This is a genomic window from Propionivibrio sp. (assembly GCF_049316945.1).
GTDB lineage: Bacteria > Pseudomonadota > Gammaproteobacteria > Burkholderiales > Rhodocyclaceae > Propionivibrio.
Genome location: NZ_JBMOJE010000035.1, coordinates 1 through 19921, shown reverse-complemented (window position 1 = coordinate 19921; position 19921 = coordinate 1). Strand labels below are relative to the sequence as shown.

General features: G+C 59.5%; 18 protein-coding genes. 14 read left to right on the top strand and 4 right to left on the bottom strand.

What is annotated here, in order from left to right; translation table 11 throughout:
- Nucleotides 1-3: 3 nt before the first annotated feature.
- The gene (locus tag ACOYNV_RS10095) at nt 4-522 is read left to right on the top strand and encodes a chromate transporter (protein ID WP_422899640.1); all 519 of its coding nucleotides are present in this window, start codon (nt 4-6) and stop codon (nt 520-522) included.
- 217 nt (nt 523-739) lie between these two features.
- Here ACOYNV_RS10095 and ACOYNV_RS10090 read toward each other — a convergent pair whose 3' ends face one another.
- Nucleotides 740-1150: a surface-adhesin E family protein gene (locus ACOYNV_RS10090; protein ID WP_422899639.1), complete on the bottom strand. Its 411-nt coding sequence runs from the start codon at nt 1148-1150 to the stop codon at nt 740-742.
- A 146-nt stretch (nt 1151-1296) separates the two neighbouring features.
- Here ACOYNV_RS10090 and ACOYNV_RS10085 point away from each other — a divergent pair, with 146 nt between their 5' ends.
- From ACOYNV_RS10085 to ACOYNV_RS10050, 8 genes are all read left to right on the top strand, one after another.
- Nucleotides 1297-2565 carry an ATP-dependent 6-phosphofructokinase gene (locus tag ACOYNV_RS10085; protein WP_422899638.1) on the top strand — a complete coding sequence of 423 codons (1269 nt, stop codon included), beginning with the start codon at nt 1297-1299 and terminating at the stop codon, nt 2563-2565.
- A 392-nt stretch (nt 2566-2957) separates the two neighbouring features.
- A complete protein-coding gene (locus tag ACOYNV_RS10080) occupies nt 2958-3782 on the top strand; it encodes an undecaprenyl-diphosphate phosphatase (RefSeq protein ID WP_422899637.1) in 825 nt (274 codons plus the stop codon).
- On the top strand, nt 3779-4348 hold the full coding sequence (locus tag ACOYNV_RS10075; protein WP_422899636.1) for a YqiA/YcfP family alpha/beta fold hydrolase: 570 nt from the start codon (nt 3779-3781) through the stop codon (nt 4346-4348). Before ACOYNV_RS10080 ends, ACOYNV_RS10075 begins: the two co-directional genes overlap by 4 nt.
- Before the next feature lie 8 nt (nt 4349-4356).
- Nucleotides 4357-6267: a ribonuclease catalytic domain-containing protein gene (locus ACOYNV_RS10070; RefSeq protein ID WP_422899657.1), complete on the top strand. Its 1911-nt coding sequence runs from the start codon at nt 4357-4359 to the stop codon at nt 6265-6267.
- A 1-nt stretch (nt 6268) separates the two neighbouring features.
- Nucleotides 6269-7153: an energy transducer TonB gene (locus ACOYNV_RS10065; RefSeq protein WP_422899635.1), complete on the top strand. Its 885-nt coding sequence runs from the start codon at nt 6269-6271 to the stop codon at nt 7151-7153.
- Between the two features lie 173 nt (nt 7154-7326).
- On the top strand, nt 7327-8148 hold the full coding sequence (gene aroE / locus ACOYNV_RS10060) for a shikimate dehydrogenase (RefSeq protein WP_422899634.1): 822 nt from the start codon (nt 7327-7329) through the stop codon (nt 8146-8148).
- Nucleotides 8145-8852 carry a monofunctional biosynthetic peptidoglycan transglycosylase gene (mtgA, locus tag ACOYNV_RS10055; protein WP_422899633.1) on the top strand — a complete coding sequence of 236 codons (708 nt, stop codon included), beginning with the start codon at nt 8145-8147 and terminating at the stop codon, nt 8850-8852. The genes aroE and mtgA overlap by 4 nt, the downstream gene beginning before the upstream one ends.
- A 140-nt stretch (nt 8853-8992) precedes the next feature.
- A complete protein-coding gene (locus ACOYNV_RS10050) occupies nt 8993-10336 on the top strand; it encodes a CorA family divalent cation transporter (protein WP_422899632.1) in 1344 nt (447 codons plus the stop codon).
- 217 nt (nt 10337-10553) lie between these two features.
- Here the strand turns inward: ACOYNV_RS10050 and hemL are convergent, their stop codons facing one another.
- Genes hemL through thiD form a run of 3 tightly spaced genes read right to left on the bottom strand, consistent with a single transcriptional unit; the run spans nt 10554 to nt 13316 of the window.
- Entirely contained in the window at nt 10554-11834 is a 1281-nt protein-coding gene (gene hemL / locus ACOYNV_RS10045) for a glutamate-1-semialdehyde 2,1-aminomutase (RefSeq protein WP_422899631.1), read from the bottom strand.
- Nucleotides 11831-12475 carry a thiamine phosphate synthase gene (thiE, locus tag ACOYNV_RS10040; protein WP_422899630.1) on the bottom strand — a complete coding sequence of 215 codons (645 nt, stop codon included), beginning with the start codon at nt 12473-12475 and terminating at the stop codon, nt 11831-11833. Before thiE ends, hemL begins: the two co-directional genes overlap by 4 nt.
- The gene (gene thiD / locus ACOYNV_RS10035) at nt 12468-13316 is read right to left on the bottom strand and encodes a bifunctional hydroxymethylpyrimidine kinase/phosphomethylpyrimidine kinase (protein WP_422899629.1); all 849 of its coding nucleotides are present in this window, start codon (nt 13314-13316) and stop codon (nt 12468-12470) included. Before thiD ends, thiE begins: the two co-directional genes overlap by 8 nt.
- 545 nt (nt 13317-13861) lie before the next feature.
- Between thiD and ACOYNV_RS10030 the strand changes: the two genes are divergently transcribed.
- The 5 genes from ACOYNV_RS10030 to ACOYNV_RS10010 form a co-directional block, all read left to right on the top strand.
- On the top strand, nt 13862-14221 hold the full coding sequence (locus ACOYNV_RS10030) for a response regulator (RefSeq protein ID WP_422899656.1): 360 nt from the start codon (nt 13862-13864) through the stop codon (nt 14219-14221).
- Nucleotides 14222-14262: 41 nt separating this feature from the next.
- Nucleotides 14263-14625 (top strand): response regulator, encoded by a 363-nt coding sequence (locus tag ACOYNV_RS10025; RefSeq protein ID WP_422899628.1) that lies wholly within the window; start codon nt 14263-14265, stop codon nt 14623-14625.
- 15 nt (nt 14626-14640) lie between these two features.
- Nucleotides 14641-15150 (top strand): chemotaxis protein CheW, encoded by a 510-nt coding sequence (locus tag ACOYNV_RS10020; RefSeq protein ID WP_422899627.1) that lies wholly within the window; start codon nt 14641-14643, stop codon nt 15148-15150.
- A gap of 67 nt (nt 15151-15217) precedes the next feature.
- Nucleotides 15218-17383, top strand: coding sequence for a methyl-accepting chemotaxis protein (locus tag ACOYNV_RS10015; RefSeq protein WP_422899626.1), 2166 nt, complete (start codon nt 15218-15220; stop codon nt 17381-17383).
- 34 nt (nt 17384-17417) lie between these two features.
- The coding region (locus ACOYNV_RS10010; protein ID WP_422899625.1) for an Hpt domain-containing protein at nt 17418-19921 on the top strand (2504 nt) is incomplete at its 3' end.

The window sequence follows — 19921 nt, the reverse complement described above, 5'->3', positions numbered from 1 at the left end:
GCCGTGGTCACCACACTGCTTCAACTGGCCGGCGTCTTTTCCATGCTCTCCCTGCTCGCCGTGGGCGGCGGGTCGGCCGTGTTGCCCGAAATGCAGACGCTCCTCGAGCAGTATTTCCAGATCACTCAAGGCGAATTCGTCAAAGCCTATGGCATTGGCCAGTTGGCGCCGGGTCCGAATATGCTGGTTGTGCTGATCATGGGCGATATGGTTGCCGGTCTGGCGGGTGCGCTGGTGGTGGCGGTGGCCTTTTTCCTGCCGTCCAGCCTGCTCTGCCTTTTCATTGGCCGACTGTGGCAGCGAATCGGCGAGCGACCCTGGCGCAAAGCCGTCCAGTCCGCGCTGGAGCCGATCTCGATCGGCTTGATGTGCTCGGGGGTTTATACGATTGCCAACGAGGCGCTGGTTGGCTGGAAGAGCGGCCTTATCGCCCTGGTCGTCGGCGTGCTGCTTTTGCGTACCGGGATCAACCCGGTGCTGCTGATTCTTGCTTCGGCGGTCGTTGGACTGGCCTTGTCCTGACGAGGCTTGCATCGAATCATTGGCAGCGCACCGCTTCAGATCGCCCCTGGCTGTTTCTGAGAGCCTGTGAAAAAATCAAAAATCCACCGCAAAGGCGCAAAGGAGCAAAGAAAACGCAGAGGAACCCCATTGTTTACAAATGTTTTCTTTGCGAAGCCTTTGCTCCTTTGCGCCTTTGCGGTGGGGGGTAGGCATTTTGTCACAGCCTCTGAGGCACTCATGGCAAAGGCTGCTTGGCAGCGCAGGCAATCTTCCACAGCTTTTCTTCCATTGACGCCACCGAGATCGAGTACCACCCTTCCACTTCGTCTTCATCCGAGAGGACTTCGGCACCGTTGCCCATCGTTCCGGCGTAGGACGTCGAAGCCAGATACTTTTCCCGCTTGCCGATGCAGTCGTAGGAAGTGCTGACGATGGTCGACAGATAAGGCGGCAAGCCTTCCTCGACCTGTGGCTCGGCCCAGCGCACGAGGTGCAGAACCTTCGCCGTATCGCCATTTCTGCTGACCGTTGCCTTATCGACAAACACCCGCATGCCGTCTTCGAACTTCTGGATCTCGACCCATTCGGCTGAGGCTCCGCCGCTGAATACCGCAAGTGCCAGCAAGTGAGCAATTTGTCTATTCATTTTCATGGGATGGGATTTTACCGCCCCACGGCGCGAAGGTCGAAAGGAAAGCGCGCCCCATTCCCTGATCCGTTTGACCGCGCTGCCAGCGTCGGGGATACTTCAGGCTAGCGTTTTTACCCGACTGTCCTCAGGATAAAGCCCTCATGAATATTACCGTTCTTGGTGAAGCCCGTTTCCCGTCACCGCTTCCTTTCCATATCAGCGACAAGGCGCGCGTCCTGTTCAACGTCATCGTCGATCCCGACAAGCCGCCGAAAGAGGAACTCCTGTTTGAAGTCGCCGGCCCCAGGGAACTCCTGTACTTCGACCCCAGGCACACGCGTGCCGGCATCGTCACCTGCGGCGGCCTGTGCCCCGGTCTCAACAACGTCATCCGCTCGCTCGTTCTCGAACTGCATCACGGCTATGGCGTGCGCGAAATCCTCGGCTTCGTGAACGGCTACCAGGGCCTCGATCCCTGGCGTGGCGGCGAGCCGATCCCGCTCACCCCGCAGTTCGTCGAGGATATCCACAAGGAAGGCGGCACCGAACTCAACACCTCGCGCGGCCCGGTCGATGTGAGCGTCGCGGTCGATAACCTGATCCGGCGCAAGATCAACATCCTCTTCGTCGTCGGCGGCGACGGCACCCAGCGCGGCGGCGAAGCGATCTACCAGGAAGCCAAGAGCCGCGGCCATGCGCTGGCCGTGGTCGGCGTCCCGAAGACCATCGACAACGATGTCGCTTTCGTCTCGCGCACCTTTGGCTACGTCACCGCCGTCGAGGAAGCGGCCAAGGCGCTCAGTTGTGCGCATACCGAGGCGCACAGCGTGCACAACGGCATTTCGCTGGTCAAGATCATGGGCCGCCACGCCGGATTCATCGCGGCCGGCGCCACGATTGCCAGCCAGGATGTCAATTTCACGCTGGTCCCGGAAGTACCCTTCGTGCTCGACGGCGAGGATGGATTCCTGGCCGCCCTCAAGAAACGCGTAGTTAGCCGTGCACACGCCGTCATTCTCGTTGCCGAAGGCGCCGGCCAGCATCTGCTGCAAGCCGGTGGCGAGGAGCACGACGCCTCGGGCAATCTCAAGTCCAAGGACATCGGAAACTTCCTGCGCGAGCGCATCGAGGCTTATTTCAACGCCGAGAACATCCCGTTCGCCCTGCGCTACTTTGATCCGAGCTACATGATCCGCAGTGTGCCGGCCAGCGCCGAGGACGCGATACTCTGCGATTTCTTTGCGCGCAACGCGGTGCATGCGGCGATGGCCGGCAAGACCGGCCTGGTCATCGGCTTCCAGCACGACACCTTCACGCACGTACCGGTCGAACTGATCACCCAGCACAAGAAGCAACTCGACCTGAACAGCCCGGCCTGGCTCGGCGTCCTGGCCGCCACCGGCCAGAAGTTCGCGCAATTCGCGCTCTGACCGTTATTGAGGAGTCGGCCTGCAAGGCAAGCAGGACGGGCATCTTCAAGCATCATGCCGTGGGAGCCAATGTTTATAAGGCTCCCACGGCATGCGTCGCCAAGATCTCCTATTGACGGGCGCTGCGGGGCGGCTATTCTAAAGCGATTCCTTTCAACCCAGAAAAAGCAGTTCGTCCACGAAAAGCACCAAAAGCACGAAAAGAATCAAGGAGATAACAAGCTGAAGATCACCACCCAAAGAGCGAATAGAGAAAATACATCAAGCCATTGATTTTGTTCGTGTCTTTCGTGATTTTCGTGGATAGACTGAAGTTTTTGGGTTCAATCGCCTGCTTGAGCCGCTTTCACAAGCCACCCTGTTAAAATGCGCCTTTTTCCTGGAAGCCCCCCGTGGATCTCCTTATCCTGCTCAAAGCCCTGATTCTCGGCCTCGTCGAGGGCGTTACCGAATTCCTGCCGGTGTCTTCCACCGGCCACCTGATTCTGGCTGGCGACCTGCTCGATTTCAATGACGAGCGCGGCAAGCTGTTCGAGATCGTCATCCAGTCCGGCGCCATGCTGGCGGTCGTCTGGGAATATCGGGCGAAGATCGCCGAAGTCATACGCGGTCTGCCGCGCGAGCCTGCCGCGCAACGTTTCGCGCTCAACATTGCCATCGCTTTCATGCCGCTGGCCATTCTTGGCCTGCTTTTCGGCAAGGCCATCAAGGCCAATCTGTTCAACGCGCCAACGGTGGCGGCCACCTTTATCCTCGGCGGCGTATTCATCCTGTGGGCCGAGCGCCGCCAGCATCGCATCCGCTTCGAGTCGGTCGACGAGCTGAAGCCGCTCGACGCCCTCAAGCTGGGGTTGGCGCAGGCGCTGGCACTGATTCCGGGAACTTCGCGTTCCGGGGCGACGATCATTGGTGGCTTGTTCTTTGGCCTGTCGCGCCGTGCGGCGACCGAGTTTTCGTTTTTCCTGGCCATGCCGACGCTATTTGCGGCGACCCTTTACCAGCTCTACAAGGAGCGCGCTCTGCTCTCTTTCGATGATGTGGGGATGTGGGCGGTCGGTTTCATGGCGGCCTTCATATCCGCCTTCTGGGCGGTACGCGGCCTGCTGCGCTACATCAGCACGCACGACTTCACGGTATTTGCCTGGTATCGCATCGCTTTTGGCATTGTGGTGTTGATTACCTGGAAACTTGAGCTGATCGCCTGGGCCAGTTCGTGAGCGCCGGAATCCTGTATCTGCACGGCTTCTGCTCGTCGCCGGCGTCATGGAAAGCGCGGATTCTGGCGGACCAGATGAGCGCGCGCGGGCAGGGCGATCGTTTCTTCTGCCCGGCGCTTTCAACGGTTCCGCATGAAGCCATCAGTCAGGCCGAAGCCATCATCGAGGCGCAACCAGAGCAACTGACGCTGGTCGGCAGTTCGCTCGGCGGCTTTTACGCCACCTGCCTGGCCGAGAAATTCGACCTGCGGGCGGTGCTGATCAACCCCGCCGTCGTCGCGCCGATCTCGCTCAACGAGTTCATCGGCACGCAGACCAACCTGTACACCAACGAATCCTTCGAATTCACCGCCGAACACGTCGAGCAGTTGCGTGCGCTTGAATTGCCGCGCGTCACCCCCGAACGTTACCTGCTGCTGGTCGAGACCGGCGACGAGGTGCTCGACTACCGGCAAGCCGTTTCCCGCTACGCCGGTTGCCAGCAAATGGTGCTGGAGGGCGGCGACCACAGTTGCACCCGTTTTCCTGATTTGTTGCCTCAACTGCTTGAATTTTGCGGGTTATAATCTTGTCGATGCATGTTCTGTTCGAAGAAGACGGCGCCTTCAAAACCGCCACTATCCTGACCGACAACGACGCTTCCTTGCAGGTTGAAACGGCCTCCGGCAAGCGCGCCAAGATCAAGTCGTCCAGTGTGCTGTTACGCTATCTGACCCCGGCGCCAGGCGAATTGTTGAGTCTTGCCGAGGCCTTGGCCGAGGGCATCGAAACCGAGTTTCTCTGGGAGTGTGCAAGCGATGGCGAATTTTCTTTTGCTGATTTTGCCGACGACTATTTCGGACACAAGGCCACCACGGCCGAAGCGGCGGCGCTGTTGCTGGCCCTGCATTCAGCACCCGTCTACTTCCATCGCAAGGGCAAGGGGCGCTTCCGCAAAGCCCCTCCGGACATTCTCGCCGCCGCTCTGGGCGGCCTTGAAAAGAAGCGTCAACAAGCGCTAGCCGTCGAGCGCATGGTCGGTGAGCTGAAGGCCTTCACGCTGCCGCCCGAGTTCGCTCCGCTGCTCAATCAACTGCTCTACAAGCCTGACCGCAACCGTTTCGAAACCAAGGCGCTGGAAGCCGCTTGCGCCGAAACCGGGCTTTCGGCGCTGCACCTGCTGGAAAAATGCGGCGCCATCCGTTCGCCGCAGGATTACCACTTCCAGCGTTTTCTGCTCGAATACTTCCCGCGTGGCACTGACTTTCCGGCCACTGAGCTGCCGTTGCCACCGACCGGTTTGCCGCGTGCCGAGGTGCAGGCTTTTTCGATCGACGATGCGGCGACCACCGAGATCGACGACGCCTTTTCGCTGCAGACGCTGCCAGGTCTTGGCTGGCGCGTCGGCATCCACATTGCGGCACCGTGCCTGGGCATCACCCCCGCTTCGCCGCTCGGCGAAATGGCGCGCGAACGGCTATCCACCGTCTACATGCCGGGCAACAAGATCACCATGCTCCCCGAAGCCGCCGTCGAGAGCTTCACGCTGGCCGCCGGCCGCGATTGTCCGGCGCTCTCGCTGTACCTGACGGTGACGCCCGAATTCGAGATTTCGGCACACGAATCGCGTATCGAAATGGTACCGATTGCCGCCAACCTGCGTCACCACGACATCGAACCGCTGTTCAACGAGCAGACGCTGGCTGCCGGCCTGCCCGAATTTGCTTTCCGCGATGAGTTGAAAACGCTGTGGCACCTGGCCAACGCCTGCGAAGGCCGGCGCGGCAAGCCGTCGGCGATGCAGGGCAACAACGACTACAACTTCGCCATTGCAGGCGATCTGGCCGACGCGGAGAGTTGCCGTGTCGAAATCAGCGAACGCAAGCGCGGCAGCCCGCTCGACAAGCTGGTCGCCGAACTGATGATCGTCGCCAACAGCACCTGGGGCGGTCTGCTTGCCGAAAAGGGCATCCCGGCCATCTACCGCGCGCAGACCGGCGGCAAGGTGCGCATGACGACCTCGCCGCAACCGCACGAGGGACTTGGCGTTGCCCAGTACGCCTGGTCGTCTTCGCCGCTGCGGCGCTACGTCGACCTGCTCAACCAGTGGCAACTGATCGCCTGCCTGAGCGGCGACACGCCGCACTTCAAGGCCAAATCCGACGCCCTGTTCGCCGCCATGCGCGACTTCGACCTGACCTACAGCGCCTACGCCGAGTTCCAGCGCGGCATGGAACGTTACTGGTGCCTGCGCTGGCTGCGCCAGGAAGGAGTGCTGACCATCGATGCCACCATCCGGCGCGAGAACCTGGTCAAGCTCGACCACCTGCCGCTGATCCAGCGCGTGCCTTCGGTCCCCGAGTTGAGGTCGGGCCAGCGCGTCCGTCTAAGCATCGAATCGATCGATTTCCTGACGCTCGAACTGGGCTGCCGTTATGTCGAAACGCTTGATCTCGTTGCAGCGGTTGCTGAAGTAACCGACGATCCCGTGGAGGCAGTCGACTGACGTGAGCAGCACTTTCCGCCAATCGTGGGCAGCATCGACCAGCGAGCGCAACCTGTGGTTGGCGATCGCTGTCTCGGTCTTTCTGCACGCGCTGGTACTGTCGCTTCAGTTCAAATTCCCCGATGCATCGCGTGCCTTTCAGGACAGGGCGATGGACATCATCCTGGTCAACAGCAAGTCGGCCCGCAAGCCCACCAATGCGCAGGCTCTGGCGCAAGCCAATCTGGATGGCGGCGGCAACACCGACGAGAACCGGCGGGCGAAGACCCCACTGCCCCCTTCGGACAAACAGCAGAGCGGCAGCGAACTGGAGCAGGCGGAAAAGCGCGTGCAGGCACTTGAAGCGCAGCAGCAGCGGATGCTGGCGCAGACGCGCAGCAAGAGTACGGCAGCGCCCAATGCCGACAAGGAGGCCCAGCCGCAGCCGGTTCTCGGCGTGAGTGGCCGCGATCTGGCCCAGAGTGCGCTGCAGATGGCGCGTCTTGAAGGCGAGATCGCCAGGGACACCGATGAATACAACAAGCGGCCACGCAAGAAATTCATCGGCACGCGCACCGACGAATACCGCTTTGCCCAATACATAGAAGACTGGCGCCTGAAGGTTGAACGCGTCGGCACACTCAATTATCCGGAAGCCGCCAAAGGCAAGCTTTACGGTTCGCTGGTCCTGTCGGTGACGGTCAACAGTGACGGGTCGGTCGACAAGGTCGAAATCAACCGCTCTTCAGGTCACCGGATTCTCGACGACGCCGCTCGCCGTATCGTTGCCATGGCTGGCCCCTACGCCACCTTTCCGCCCGATATCCGGAAAGATTATGAAATACTCGTCATCACCCGCAGCTGGAACTTCACCAGCAGCAATCAGGTGGAAACCAAGTCGCGCTGAGAGCTTGTGAAAATATCAAGAATCCACCGCAGAGGCGCAGAGGCGCAAAGAAAACGCAGAGGAAACCCACTGTTTTTACAGATTTTCTCTGCGAAACCTCTGCGCCTTTGCGCCTCTGCGGTGGGTGTTCAGGTATTTTTTCACAGCCGCTGAGCCTGGGATGGCATGACCCCATGACTGATCGCTACTGCGTCTTCGGCAACCCCATCGGGCACAGCAAATCACCGCTCATCCACGCCGCCTTTGCCGCCCGGACCGGCGAGGATATCAGTTACACGGCCATCCTGGCGCCACGCGACGGATTTGCCGCAGCGGTACACGCCTTCGTCGCCAACGGCGGGCGCGGCGCCAATGTCACGGTGCCGTTCAAGGAAGAAGCCTTCCGCTTGTGCACCCGCCGCACAGCGCGCGCCGAAATCGCCGGCGCGGTCAATACGCTGGTTTTTTCCAGTGACGGCATCCTGGGCGACAACACCGACGGCGCCGGACTGGTGCGCGACATCACGCTCAATCTGCAGTGCCCGGTCGCCGGCAAGCGCGTTCTGCTGCTCGGTGCGGGAGGTGCCGCACGCGGTGCGATCGGGCCCTTGCTCGATGAACGGCCCGGCGCATTGATTATTGCCAACCGCACGGCATCCAGGGCGCAGGCGCTGGCCGAACACTTCGCCCGGCTCGGTGCCATTTCGGGTAGCGGTTACGCCGAACTGGCCGGCCACTCCTTCGACATCGTCATCAACGCCACATCTGCCAGCCTTGGTGGCGAGTCGCCGCCGTTGCCCAGCGGCATCCTTGCTGCCGGCAGCCTGGCCTACGAGATGATGTATGGCCGGGGTGACACGCCCTTCCTGGCACTGGCCAGAAGCCAGGGTGCACAGCAACTTGCCGATGGGTTGGGCATGCTCGTCGAGCAGGCGGCAGAAGCCTTTTACCTGTGGCGCGGGGTACGTCCGGACGTGGCGCCGGTGCTGGCCATGCTGCGCAACGCAGGCGCATGAAGCCGGTCTTGCCCTTTGCTGTTCTCTGGCTGAAACGGCTGCTCCTCGGCCTCGTCGGCCTGGTCTTGCTCTACCAGTTCTGGTTGTTTGGCTGGGTGCTGTGGTGGAGTTGGGCAAATCCTGACAGCACGCGCTTCATGGAGATCCGGCTGGCCGAGTTGCAGGCCACAGATCCCAAGGCGCAACTGAAAAAGCAGTGGGTCAGCTATGGCAAGATATCGAACCACCTGAAGCGCGCCCTCATCGTCTCGGAAGACGGCCTGTTCATCCATCACGAAGGTTTCGACTGGGACGGTATCCAGAAAGCCTTGGAGAAGAACCAGCGTCGCGGCAAGATTGTTGCCGGCGGCTCGACGATTACACAACAATTGGCCAAGAATCTCTTTCTGACGCCTTCGAAAACCCCCTGGCGCAAAGCTGAGGAAGCCATCGTCACCCTGATGATCGAGGCCGTGTGGAGCAAGCAGCGCATTTTCGAGGTCTACCTCAATGTCATTGAATGGGGTAATGGCGTGTTCGGCGCCGAGGCCGCCGCGCGGCACTATTACGGCATCAGCGCCGCACAACTCTCGGCGGAACAGGCCGCGCGACTGGCCGGCATGGTGCCAAGCCCACGCTATTACGACCGCAACCGCAGCGCTCCGGGTCTGGCCAGGAAAGCCGACGTTATTCTTGGCCGAATGCCGTCTGCCCAGATTCCCTGAGCAGAAAAAAGACGTTTTCGCTTTTCTTCGTGCGCTTCGTGTCCTTCGTGGTTAAACGATATTTGCGCTTCAGCCACCCCGCTTCAGCGTGCTAGAATCGCCGCCTGTTTGATGCGCCACAGCACAGGGGAACCTGCCCGATGACTGAAGAAATAAATAGCCTGGATCACTTGGCCAACGTCAAGGACCTGCTCGCCAAGCACAAGCTGGTAGAAGACCTTGTTCACCGCCAGGACATGCCGCGCCATGATCTCGTCGAGGACGTGCTGCATAAACAGCATCTGGCCGGGTTACGCTCCCTGCTCGAACGTATTCCCCTGGCCGATATTGCCCAGATCATCGAAGCGCTGGAGCCGGAAGATCGCCTTCTGGTCTGGTACGAGGTGCGCGAGGAACGCGGCGAGTCGATCCTCGAAATTCTCTCCGACGAAGTGCGCCAGGATCTGATCGGTGACAGTCACCACCGGAATGAAAAAACCAGCGTCAACGCCTTCGAGTTGCGCAACGGGCGGTTAAGCCAGATCAGCGTCAACACGCCCTACGACCTGAAATGCCTGAAGCCGATCTGGATCGATCTGGTGGCGCCGACGCCAGAAATCCGGGCGTGGGTCGGTCGTTTCTTCGATGTTCAGATACCGAATCCGAGCAACCTGACCGACCTCGAGGCGAGTGCGCGCTTCTATCTTGAGGACAACGGCGAAATTCACCTGCACTCCGACTTCCTGCTCGATCTTCAGACCGAGTCACGCAACGTCGCCGTCGCTTTCATCCTGCACAAGGACATTCTTTTTTCGGTGCGTACCGAAGAGCTCCCCACCTTCCGCCTGCAACGACTGCGCGCACGCACCCAGCCCGGCTACGTGACCGATGGCAAGGATGTGTTGCTGGACCTCTACGCGGCCGATGCCGAATATTCAGCCGACGCCCTGGAAGATGTCTATGCCGATCTGGAAGTGGCCGGCAAGAAGGTGCTCAACCAGAATCTGCCAGATGACGAAGCGGCACTGATACTCTCGGAAATCGCCCGTGTCGAGGATCTGAACGGTCGTATTCGCCGCAATGTACTTGATACCCGTCGCGCCTTGTCGTTCCTCATGCGCGGAAAATTCCTGAGCGGCGACCAGCAGGAAGATTCCCGGCAGATTCTGCGCGACATTGAATCGCTCGATAGCCACACCTCTTTCCTGTTCGGAAAGATCAACTTCCTGATGAGTGCGACGGTTGGCTTCATCAACATCAACCAGAATAATCGTGTCTCGAAACTGACCACGATCAGTTTGGTTTTTTTGCCGATCAATATTCTGGCCGGGATTGGCGGGATGTCAGAATTTTCGATGATGACCCAAGGCATCCCCTGGCCTGCTGCCTACGGCCTGTTCACTGCAGGAATGGCGGTGGTTGGCTGGACCACCTACCTGGCCCTGCGACAATTCGAGCAGAAGGCCGCCAGAAAACGGATCAAGGAGCGGGGGCTGTCAAAATAAGCCTGTTGCGCAGGAGTTTACCAGTCGGGACGATTTCGCCGAACTGGTGCTTTTGCTGCGCAGCTTCAAGGTCATGGCGAATAAACGCGCCGAAAAGTTGACCCTGCTGCAACCCGCATGAACAGGCGATCTGCAAGCCTTATGCCTGAAGAGTGGCGTGCCTGTTGGCTGTCCAACCATTGGCTGTGTAGAACGCCTATTGGCGCCCTACGCCGGGCTACCAGGCTTTGAAGGCGACCTCCGCAGCCGACACCGTTTCGGCAATATCCGCCGCGCTGTGCGCCGCTGAAACAAATCCCGCCTCGAAAGCCGACGGCGCAAAGTAGTGTCCGGCGTCGAGCATGGCGTGGAAGAAGCGGTTGAACGCTTCCTTGTCGCACTCCATGACCTCGGCGTAGCTTTGCGGACATTCGCTCCGGAAATAGAGGCCGAACATGCCGCCGACCGATTGCGCTGAAAAGGCCACGCCGTGCCTTGCTGCAGCGGCAACCAGTCCGTCGCACAGTTGCCGGGTACGCATAGTCAGCATCTCGTATAAGCCCGGTGCCTGGATCAGCCTTAACGTCGCCAGGCCCGCAGCGACAGCCACCGGATTGCCCGACAGCGTCCCGGCCTGATAAACCGGGCCGAGCGGCGCGATCTTTTCCATGATTTCGCGTTTGCCGCCAAAGGCGCCGACCGGCATGCCGCCGCCGATCACCTTGCCGAGCGTGGTCAGATCCGGCGTGATGCCGTAGTAGCCTTGGGCGCACTTTGCTCCGACGCGAAAGCCGGTCATCACTTCGTCAAAAATCAGCACCGCACCGTGCTCGGAGCACAGCCTGCGCATGGCATCAAGGAACGCCTGCTGCGGCACGACCAGGTTCATGTTGCCGACCACCGGCTCGACAATGACTGCCGCAATGCGCGCGCCGTGCTCGGCAAAGGCGCTTTCAAGCTGGGCAACATTGTTGTAGTCGAGCACCAGGGTCAATTGCGCCAGTTCAGCCGGGACGCCGCCCGAACTGGGATTGCCGAAAGTCAGCATGCCCGAGCCGGCCTTCACCAGCAGGCTGTCGCTGTGCCCGTGGTAACAGCCCTCGAACTTGATCAGCAGGTCGCGACCGGTAAATCCACGCGCCAGACGGATGGCGCTCATCGTCGCCTCGGTGCCCGAACTGACCAGACGCACCATGTCGAGCGACGGCAGCAGGTCGCACAGCAGGTCGGCCATATCGACTTCACGTTCGGTCGGCGCGCCGAAGGACAGCCCATCAATTGCAGCCTCCTGAACGGCGGCCACCACCTCCGGATGGGCGTGACCGAGAATCAGCGGCCCCCACGAGCCGACGTAATCGAGGTAGACATTGCCATTGGCGTCGGTCACCCGCGAACCACTGCCCCTGGTGAAGAAGCACGGTGTACCCCCGACCGAACGGAAAGCTCGCACCGGAGAATTGACGCCGCCGGGGATGTGTCGTTGTGCGCGTTCGAAAAGCTGCTGATTACGGTTACTCAAGCCGGTTCTCCCTGGAAAAAATTCTGATAGGCCCTGGCGCGCGACTCAATGTCGGGCGCTTCAAACAAATCGGTGATGACGGCGAGCAGGTCGGCACCGGCGGCAACCAGCGCGGGGGCGTTGGTCAGCGTGATGCCACCGATGGCACAGGCCGGAATGCCCAGTTCGTCGCGGCAGCGACCGAGCAGCGACACAGGCGCCCGCTCTGCATGCGGCTTGGTCGGCGACGGGTAAACCGCGCCGAAGGCGACGTAATCAGCGCCGGCCTTGAGCGCAGCACGCGCCAGATCGAAATCCGCGTAGCACGAGACGCCGAGCAGCTTGCCCGGACCAAGCGCCAGCCTGGCGGCCACCAGATCGCCATCGTCTGCGCCCAGATGCACGCCATCGGCATCGACGCTCAGTGCCAGCGCCAGGTCATCATTGACGATGAAGCAGGCGCCGAAGCGCCGGCACAGGGCGCATAGGGCACTGGCGATTTCAGCCTGTTGTGCTGCGCCGCGCTTCTTGTCGCGATACTGGACAAGCTTTACGCCACCCCGCAGTGCGGCTTCCACCTGTGCCAGCAGCACGTTCTGGTCGAGGCCATCTGGAGTGATGGCATAGAGTCCGCGTAAAAATTTCTTCTGGAGTTCAGGCATTGCGGCTTCCTTCCGTCCGGCGCGCCCGGAAAAAGCGGTCCGGAATGAATTGCCCCATTCCCGGCCGGAAACCCGACGCCAGCGTCTGCCAGGTGTAATCCTGCGCTTCACGCACGGCCTCGCTGATGGGCATCTTGTGCGCCAGGCGGGCAGCAAGCGCTGACGCCAGCGTACAGCCGGATCCGTGATAACTGCCGGGCAGCCGCTCCCAGGTATCGCGGCGAATCAGACCGCTTTCCCCGTATAAATCATTGCAGACCTGTGGCGTATTTTCATGCGTTCCGGTGAGCAGGACATGTTCGCACCCGAAGGCGATCAGTCGGCGCGCGCATTCGTCGAGCGACAGTTCTTCCGCCCTCTCATCCTCATTCGTTTCGCCGGCCAGGCGGCGTGCCTCAAGTGAATTCGGGGTCAGGATGGTCGTTTGCGGCAGCAACAAATCCTGCAAAGCAGAAATCATGTCTTCGTCGGCCAATTCGTCGCCACGTCCGGAAGCCAGCACCGGGTCAAAAACCAGCGGGACATCCGGGTAGTCGGACAGGATTTCGGCAATCACCGCAATGTTTTCGATGCTGCCGAGCAAACCGATCTTGAAAACATCCACCTGCATGTCTTCCAGGAGCGTGCGCGCCTGATCTTCGACCCAGTTGGCGTCGATGGCCAGTATGCTGTCGATGCCGGCGGTGTCCTGGACGGTCAGCGCCGTAATCACCGACAGCGCGTGGCATCCCAGCGCGGAAATGGTCATCAGGTCGGCCTGAATACCGGCACCGCCCGAGGGATCGCTGGCGGCAAAAGTCAGGACAATGGGCGGCGACAGTTGTTTCGAAAATGAATCCATGGGAGCAAACTGGCGCTAATAAATAAAAACTTGGCAGATGGAGGAGCGGATGGCTAGAATCAATGACGTTCTGCCCCCTAATTTTACCCGAAATCCGACGCTTGCCATGAACACTGCAACTGAAGCGGGATACGGTGCCTGGAGGTGTCTGACCTGCGGTTTCATTCTTTACGAGGCAGAAGGCAGCCCCGAAGAGGGTATTCCAGCCAGGACTCTTACCGTGAAAGTCGCGCTAGCGACTCTCGAACCTCCCCTCGCCCTCTGGGAGAGGGGGCGGGGGTGAGGGAAACGGGCAGGACTTTCATAATTTGGGGTGCCTTACAAAGTACTGCCCGTTTGGCGGGATGTGACGATGAAATTGGTTTGCCCGGAATGCGGTGCACGCAAGGATGATTTTGATATGGTTTGGATTTAAGCCTTTGATGTATAGTACTGGTTAGACGGTATATTCTGACGTGATCAGGAGCCCGTTCAAGATCCCGGATCGAAGGGTACACTGGAGATAGGAATTGGTCGACGCTGCGAACTTGAGTGGCATCAAGGTGATGATCATCGATGACAGCAACACAATACGGCGGAGCGCGGAGATTTTTCTCGTGCAGGCCGGGTGTCAGGTGGTGCTTGCCGAGGATGGTTTTGACGCCCTCGCGAAAATCGCTGACCATCAGCCCGAAGTCATTTTTTGCGACATCATGATGCCGCGGCTTGATGGCTATCAAACCTGCGCCCTGATCAAGAAAAACCAGCGCTTTCGCAGTACGCCGCTGATCATGCTCTCCTCCAAGGATGGCCTGTTTGATCGTGCACGAGGACGCATGGTCGGTTCCGACCAGTATCTGACCAAGCCGTTTACCAAAGATAGCCTGCTTCAGGCAGTTGCAACTTTTGCCCATCCGCAGGCTTGAAAAAATCCGCACAATATAAGACACCCCTGGGAGTTATTGCCATGCCGGTCAAAAAAATCCTCGTCGTCGACGATTCGCCGACTGAACGTCATGTTCTGCTTGAGCTTCTGACCAGGCACGGCTACCAGGTCATCACGGCCGAGAGTGGCGAAGAGGGTATCGTGAAAGCCAAAGCCGAATTGCCGGATCTGATCCTGATGGATGTCGTGATGCCTGGACTGAATGGTTATCAGGCGACCCGAACGCTGACCCGCGACGACCTGACCAAGCACATTCCAATTATCGTGTGCACCTCGAAGGGGCAGGAAACAGACAAGATATGGGGTTTGCGCCAAGGTGCGCAGGACTACCTGGTCAAGCCGGTCAACGGCGAAGAATTGCTGGCCAAGATCTCAGCCCTGTAAGCGTCAACACAGCGCATGGCCAAAAAAGGCAGTCTCCGCGAGTTTCAGGCACACTTGGCAAGGCGGCTTGCCGGTGCCAGCGATCAGAGCGCCGCTGGTCTGCTCGGCATCCAGTCTGGTGCCGACTACTGGCTGCTCAATCTGTCTGATACCGGCGAAATCATTCCGCTGACGCCGCTGACCAGTGTGCCCCTGACCAAGCACTGGTTTGTCGGCATTGCCAATATTCGGGGAAATCTTTACTCGGTCTCCGACTTTTCTGCTTTCCAGGGCAAGGATGCGACCCCGCAAAACACCAGTTCGCGATTGCTGCTGATTGGTACTCGCCACGGCAATAACGCCGCTCTGCTGGTGCCGCGAGTGCTCGGCCTGCGCAACGTGGATGACCTGACCCCCGTGGCAGCGGACCCGGATGCGCCGCTCTGGGCAAGTGAGGCCTTTACCGACAAAGAAGGACGCCGCTGGAAAATGCTGAACGTTCGCCAACTCCTGGCGGATGAGGATTTCATGGATATCGGCGTTTGAGCCAGTTTTGTATCAGAACCGTACTTGACAACCCGTACCCTCCAGACGGCGTTACCGGAGAAGCAACATGGCGTTCAAGCTGAAATTGCCCAAGTTTTTATCGGGCAGAAAAGACCCCGCAGATTTAACCGTATCTGCGGCTACGCTAATGGATGATGTCCATCCGGTCGCCCTGAAGAAAAGCGGATCCACACCGGGTTTTCTGGACCAATACACCCTCACCAAGCAATTGCAGATTCTCGGTGGCATTCTCCTCGTGGTGATGTTGATCATCTCCACGGTCATCTATCACGATAACCGGGAGTCAACTTACGGCAGTGTCTACATCGCTACTGCGGGGGAAATGCGTATGCTCTCGCAGCGTCTGGCCAAGTCAGCCAGCCTTGCGTTGCAGGGGAACACGGCGGCATTCAAACAGTTGCGTGATTCGCACAACCAGTTTTCCACCAACCTGGAACGTCTGACCAACGGCGGCGAACTGGCCGATTCCACCGTTCCGCCATCGCCCGATAGTGTGCAGCCGCAGTTGCAAAAGCTGACAAAGACCTGGAGTACGACCAATAAAGACACTGTTCAGTTGCTTGAACTGGAAAAGAACCTGCTCGAACTCAACAAGGATGTGACTACGATCACGGACAAAGACGCCCACCTGCTCGAGCTTTCAGAGCAGGTGGCCGCGCTCAAGCTGCAGACCGGTGCGAGCGTCCGGGAAATTGTTGTAGCCAACCAGATGGTGATGTTGACGCAGCGTATTGCCAAGAACGCCAGTTCATTGCTGCTGGGAGACGAAATCAGCCCTGAAATTGCTTTCCTGCTGGGCAAGGATACCAATACCTTCAGTGACTTGTTCAACGCCCTGAGCAAGGGCAGCGAGGCACTACGCATCCCGGCCACAAGCGATGCGGAAACCAGACGCAAACTTGGCGAACTCGAAACCAGCTTCAAGGAATCCCAGGCCGCGGTCAACGGCATTCTTGGCGGCATGCAGCGACTGATCACCGCCAAGCGTGCCGGCTCCTCAATCGTCCGCAACAGTGAAGACTTGCTCGATGCGACCGACCAGCTGGCACAAGCCTACCAGCGCGGCATAGCCGAGCGTGCGGTTTACGGCTTCACTTTCGCAGGCTTGGTTCTTTTTGCGCTCGCAGCACTTTTCGCGATGGCCAAGGTTTACCTCCTCGATACTCGCCGCCAAGCGGAATTGGCCGACCAGAGCCGGCAGGCAAGTGAATCGGTCAACCGCCAGAACCAGGACGCCATTTTGCGGCTGATGAACGAGTTGGGCGACTTGGCTGACGGCGACCTGACGGTTACCGCAACCGTGTCCGAAGACATCACGGGCGCCATTGCCGACTCGATCAACTACACCATTGAAGAGCTTCGCGTGCTGGTCCGACGGATCAATGATGCGGCGGGTCGGGTAACCACCGCCACCGGAATCGCTCAGCAAACTTCGTTTGAATTGCTTGATGCGGCGAAACGGCAATCCATAGAAATTCAGGACGCCGGTCATTCCGTTCTCGCCATGGCCAGTTCGATGACCCAGGTGTCATCAGATGCCAACCAGTCGGCACAGGTGGCGCGCCAGTCACTGGCGGCGGCCGGCAAGGGTACGCAGGCGGTGCAGGATTCGATCAAGGGCATGAACGAAATCCGCGAGCAGATCCAGGAAACCTCGAAGCGGATCAAGCGTCTTGGCGAATCGTCTCAGGAAATCGGCGAAATCGTCGAGCTGATTTCCGACATTACCGAACAGACCAACGTGCTGGCGCTTAACGCCGCCATCCAGGCGGCTTCCGCTGGCGATGCCGGGCGCGGGTTCACCGTGGTTGCCGAAGAAGTGCAACGACTTGCTGAGCGTTCAGGTGAAGCGACGAAGCAGATCGCGGCGATTGTGAAGACCATTCAGACCGACACGCAAGATGCTGTTTCCGCGATGGAAGAATCAACACGCGGCGTCGTCGAAGGCGCGAAACTTTCCGATGCGGCGGGGCAAGCACTGGCCGAGATCGGAAAAGTTTCGCAAAATCTCGCCGAACTGATCGAAAACATTTCCGACGCAACCCGCCAACAGGCCGATTCGGCAACGGGCGTGGCGGGCAAGATGCAGGACATACTGCGCGTTACCGAGCAGACCACCGCCGGTACGCAAAAAACAGCCACTGCGGTCGGCGAACTGGCAGGCCTGGCAACGGAACTCAAGGGTTCAGTTGCCGGCTTCAAGGTGGGCTGAACGCCCTGCGCAGAGATCGGAGATACTGCCCCCCATGAATGCCGTGACGGAATTCGATGTCGGCCCCCTGACCTGGGTCAAGAGCGAGATTGACCTGGCGCTGGATCGTGCTGATCAGGCGCTGCAGCAATTCAATACCAGCGTTGCCGCCGGCACCGGCGACCTGACGCAACTCAAGTTCTGCCGAACGCACTTGCACCAGGTTCAGGGTGCGCTGACCATCGTCGGCCTTGACGGAGTAACGCAGTTTGCCGAGGCGGTTGAGGCCATGCTCGAGGCCATCGAGCAATGCAGGCTTCCGGCAGAAGAAGCCTCCATCGCGCTTGCACACCGCGCACTGGCGGTGATCGGCCACTACCTTGCCGACTTGACCAGCGGCCAGCCGAACCAGCCGCTTCGTCTCTTGTCGATCTACCGCGAGGTACAAGCGGCACGCGGTTTGCAGCGCATCTCGGCAACGGATCTTTTCTTTCCCGACCTGAGCGCCCGTCCGCCGCGGCGCGAGTCCCCGGCGCCAAAGATTACGCACAGCGAGTTTCAGCGCCTGGTCCGGCAAGAACGCGCCCGCTTTCAGCGCGGCTTCCTGTCGTGGCTACGTTCCCCGCAGGATCGGCGAGGCATCGGCGAGATGTTGAGCGCGGTAAAGCGCATCGAAGACACGCAGGATGCGGCATCGGCTCGTTCCTTCTGGTGGGTTGCTACCGGCTTTCTCTCCGCACTGGCCGAGGGTACCTTGCCGGAAGAAACAAATGTCAAGCAGTTGTGCGCGCGCATCGATCTGCAGATTCGCCGGCTGTTTGAAGGGTCGAAGAACGTCGCCGAGCGCCTGATGCGCGATGTGCTCTATTTCGTCGCCAGCGCGAACAGCAGCAACGATGCGGTACAACTGGTCAAGAATACCTATCAGTTGCAAGCGGTTATCCCGACCACCGAGACCAGCGCGCCTGCACCGGAAGAAAATATTCGCCGCAAACTGCGCGACGTGATTTCGGCGACCGAAGAAGCCTGGAACAAGTATTGCACCGGTACCATGCAGTCGCTCCCCTTGTTCAGGGAGAATGCCAACGCCTTGTCTGTCGTCGTCGAACAACTTGGCCACACCGATTATCGTCGTCTGGCGCAAGCGATTGCCGCGGCCGCCAACTGGCTGTCAGGCGACAGCACCCGCCATTCGGAAGCGCTGGCGATGGAGATCGCGACGGCGATCCTGCTGACCCAGAATGCACAGGAAAATTACCAGCGTCTTGGCAGCGATTTCGCGCACCAGGTCGACGTAACGGTGGCGCGGATTCATGGCTGCCTTGCCGGAACCCCTCCGCAACCTGGTTCGGAAGTTCCCCTGCTTGACGAAATGTCGCGTCAAGCACAGGAAAAACTTCTGATCGGACAGGTGGCCAAGGAGATTCAAAGCAATTTTGCACAGATTGAGCAGGTGCTCGATGGCTTCTTCCGCGATGCCGAAAAGCGTGCCGATCTGGTCAGCCTTGAGGTTCCATTCCGCCAGGTCGCTGGGGCCTTGACCATCATGCGCCACGACGCGGCGGCTGCCGCCGTGCACGAATGTTCGGCAGAAATAAAGCGCTTTGCCGATGCGGGATACGATCCACAGGAATCCGATTTCGAGCGCATCGCCAATCAGTTGTCGATGATCGGCTTTTTCATTGATTCGTTGCAACATGGCGCCGCCGACTTTGACAGTTTTGTCAGGCAGATGCAGTCTGGTCCGGCGCAAGATAGCCTGGAGCCGGATGAATTCGAGGTGTCCGGGGAGTTCTGCGAAGACTTACCCGGCATCTCGTTTGAGCAGGAGGTCGAGCGGCAGAAGCTTGAAACACATGCCCTGCTTGATGCCCTCAAGGAACAGCCCGGCGACGCAGGACTGCGCGAGGAAATCAAGCTCAATCTGGTAGCGCTTAAAAATGACGCCGATCTTCTCGCCGACACCGCTCTCGGCGAGCAAACCAAGGCCATGCTGTCGGCGCTTGAAACGGGTAAGGATGCGTCACCGCAATTTGACCAGGTGATGGCATCGCTGAAGCCACAACTCCCGGAATTGCTTAGCCCGTCTGCAGAAACAATCCAGCTCGCGCAAGCCAGCAGTGAAGAAATCGACGCCGAACTGATCGGCATTTTCCTGGAAGAAGCCAACGAAGTCCTTGCTACCATCGATGAGAGCCTGCAAGCTCTTAAGGATCAGCCGCACAATATTGAATTATTGACGACCATCCGGCGCTCTTTCCATACGCTCAAGGGCAGTGGCCGCATGGTCGGCCTCAAGGACGTTGGTGAAGTCGCGTGGTCAGTCGAGCAGACCCTTAACCATTGGCTGCAGCAGGAACTGGAAGTCGGCGCTTCGATCTTCGATCTGCTCGGGCAGTCGCATAGCGTTTTTTCAGCATGGGTCCAGCATCTGGAAACCCATACCGGAAGTGCGCCCGATGCGCGTAGCCTGGTGGCCTTTGCCGATTCCCTGAGACGTGCCAAGGAAGAGGTACAGGAAGAGGTACAGGAAGAGGTACAGGAAGAGGTACAGGAAGA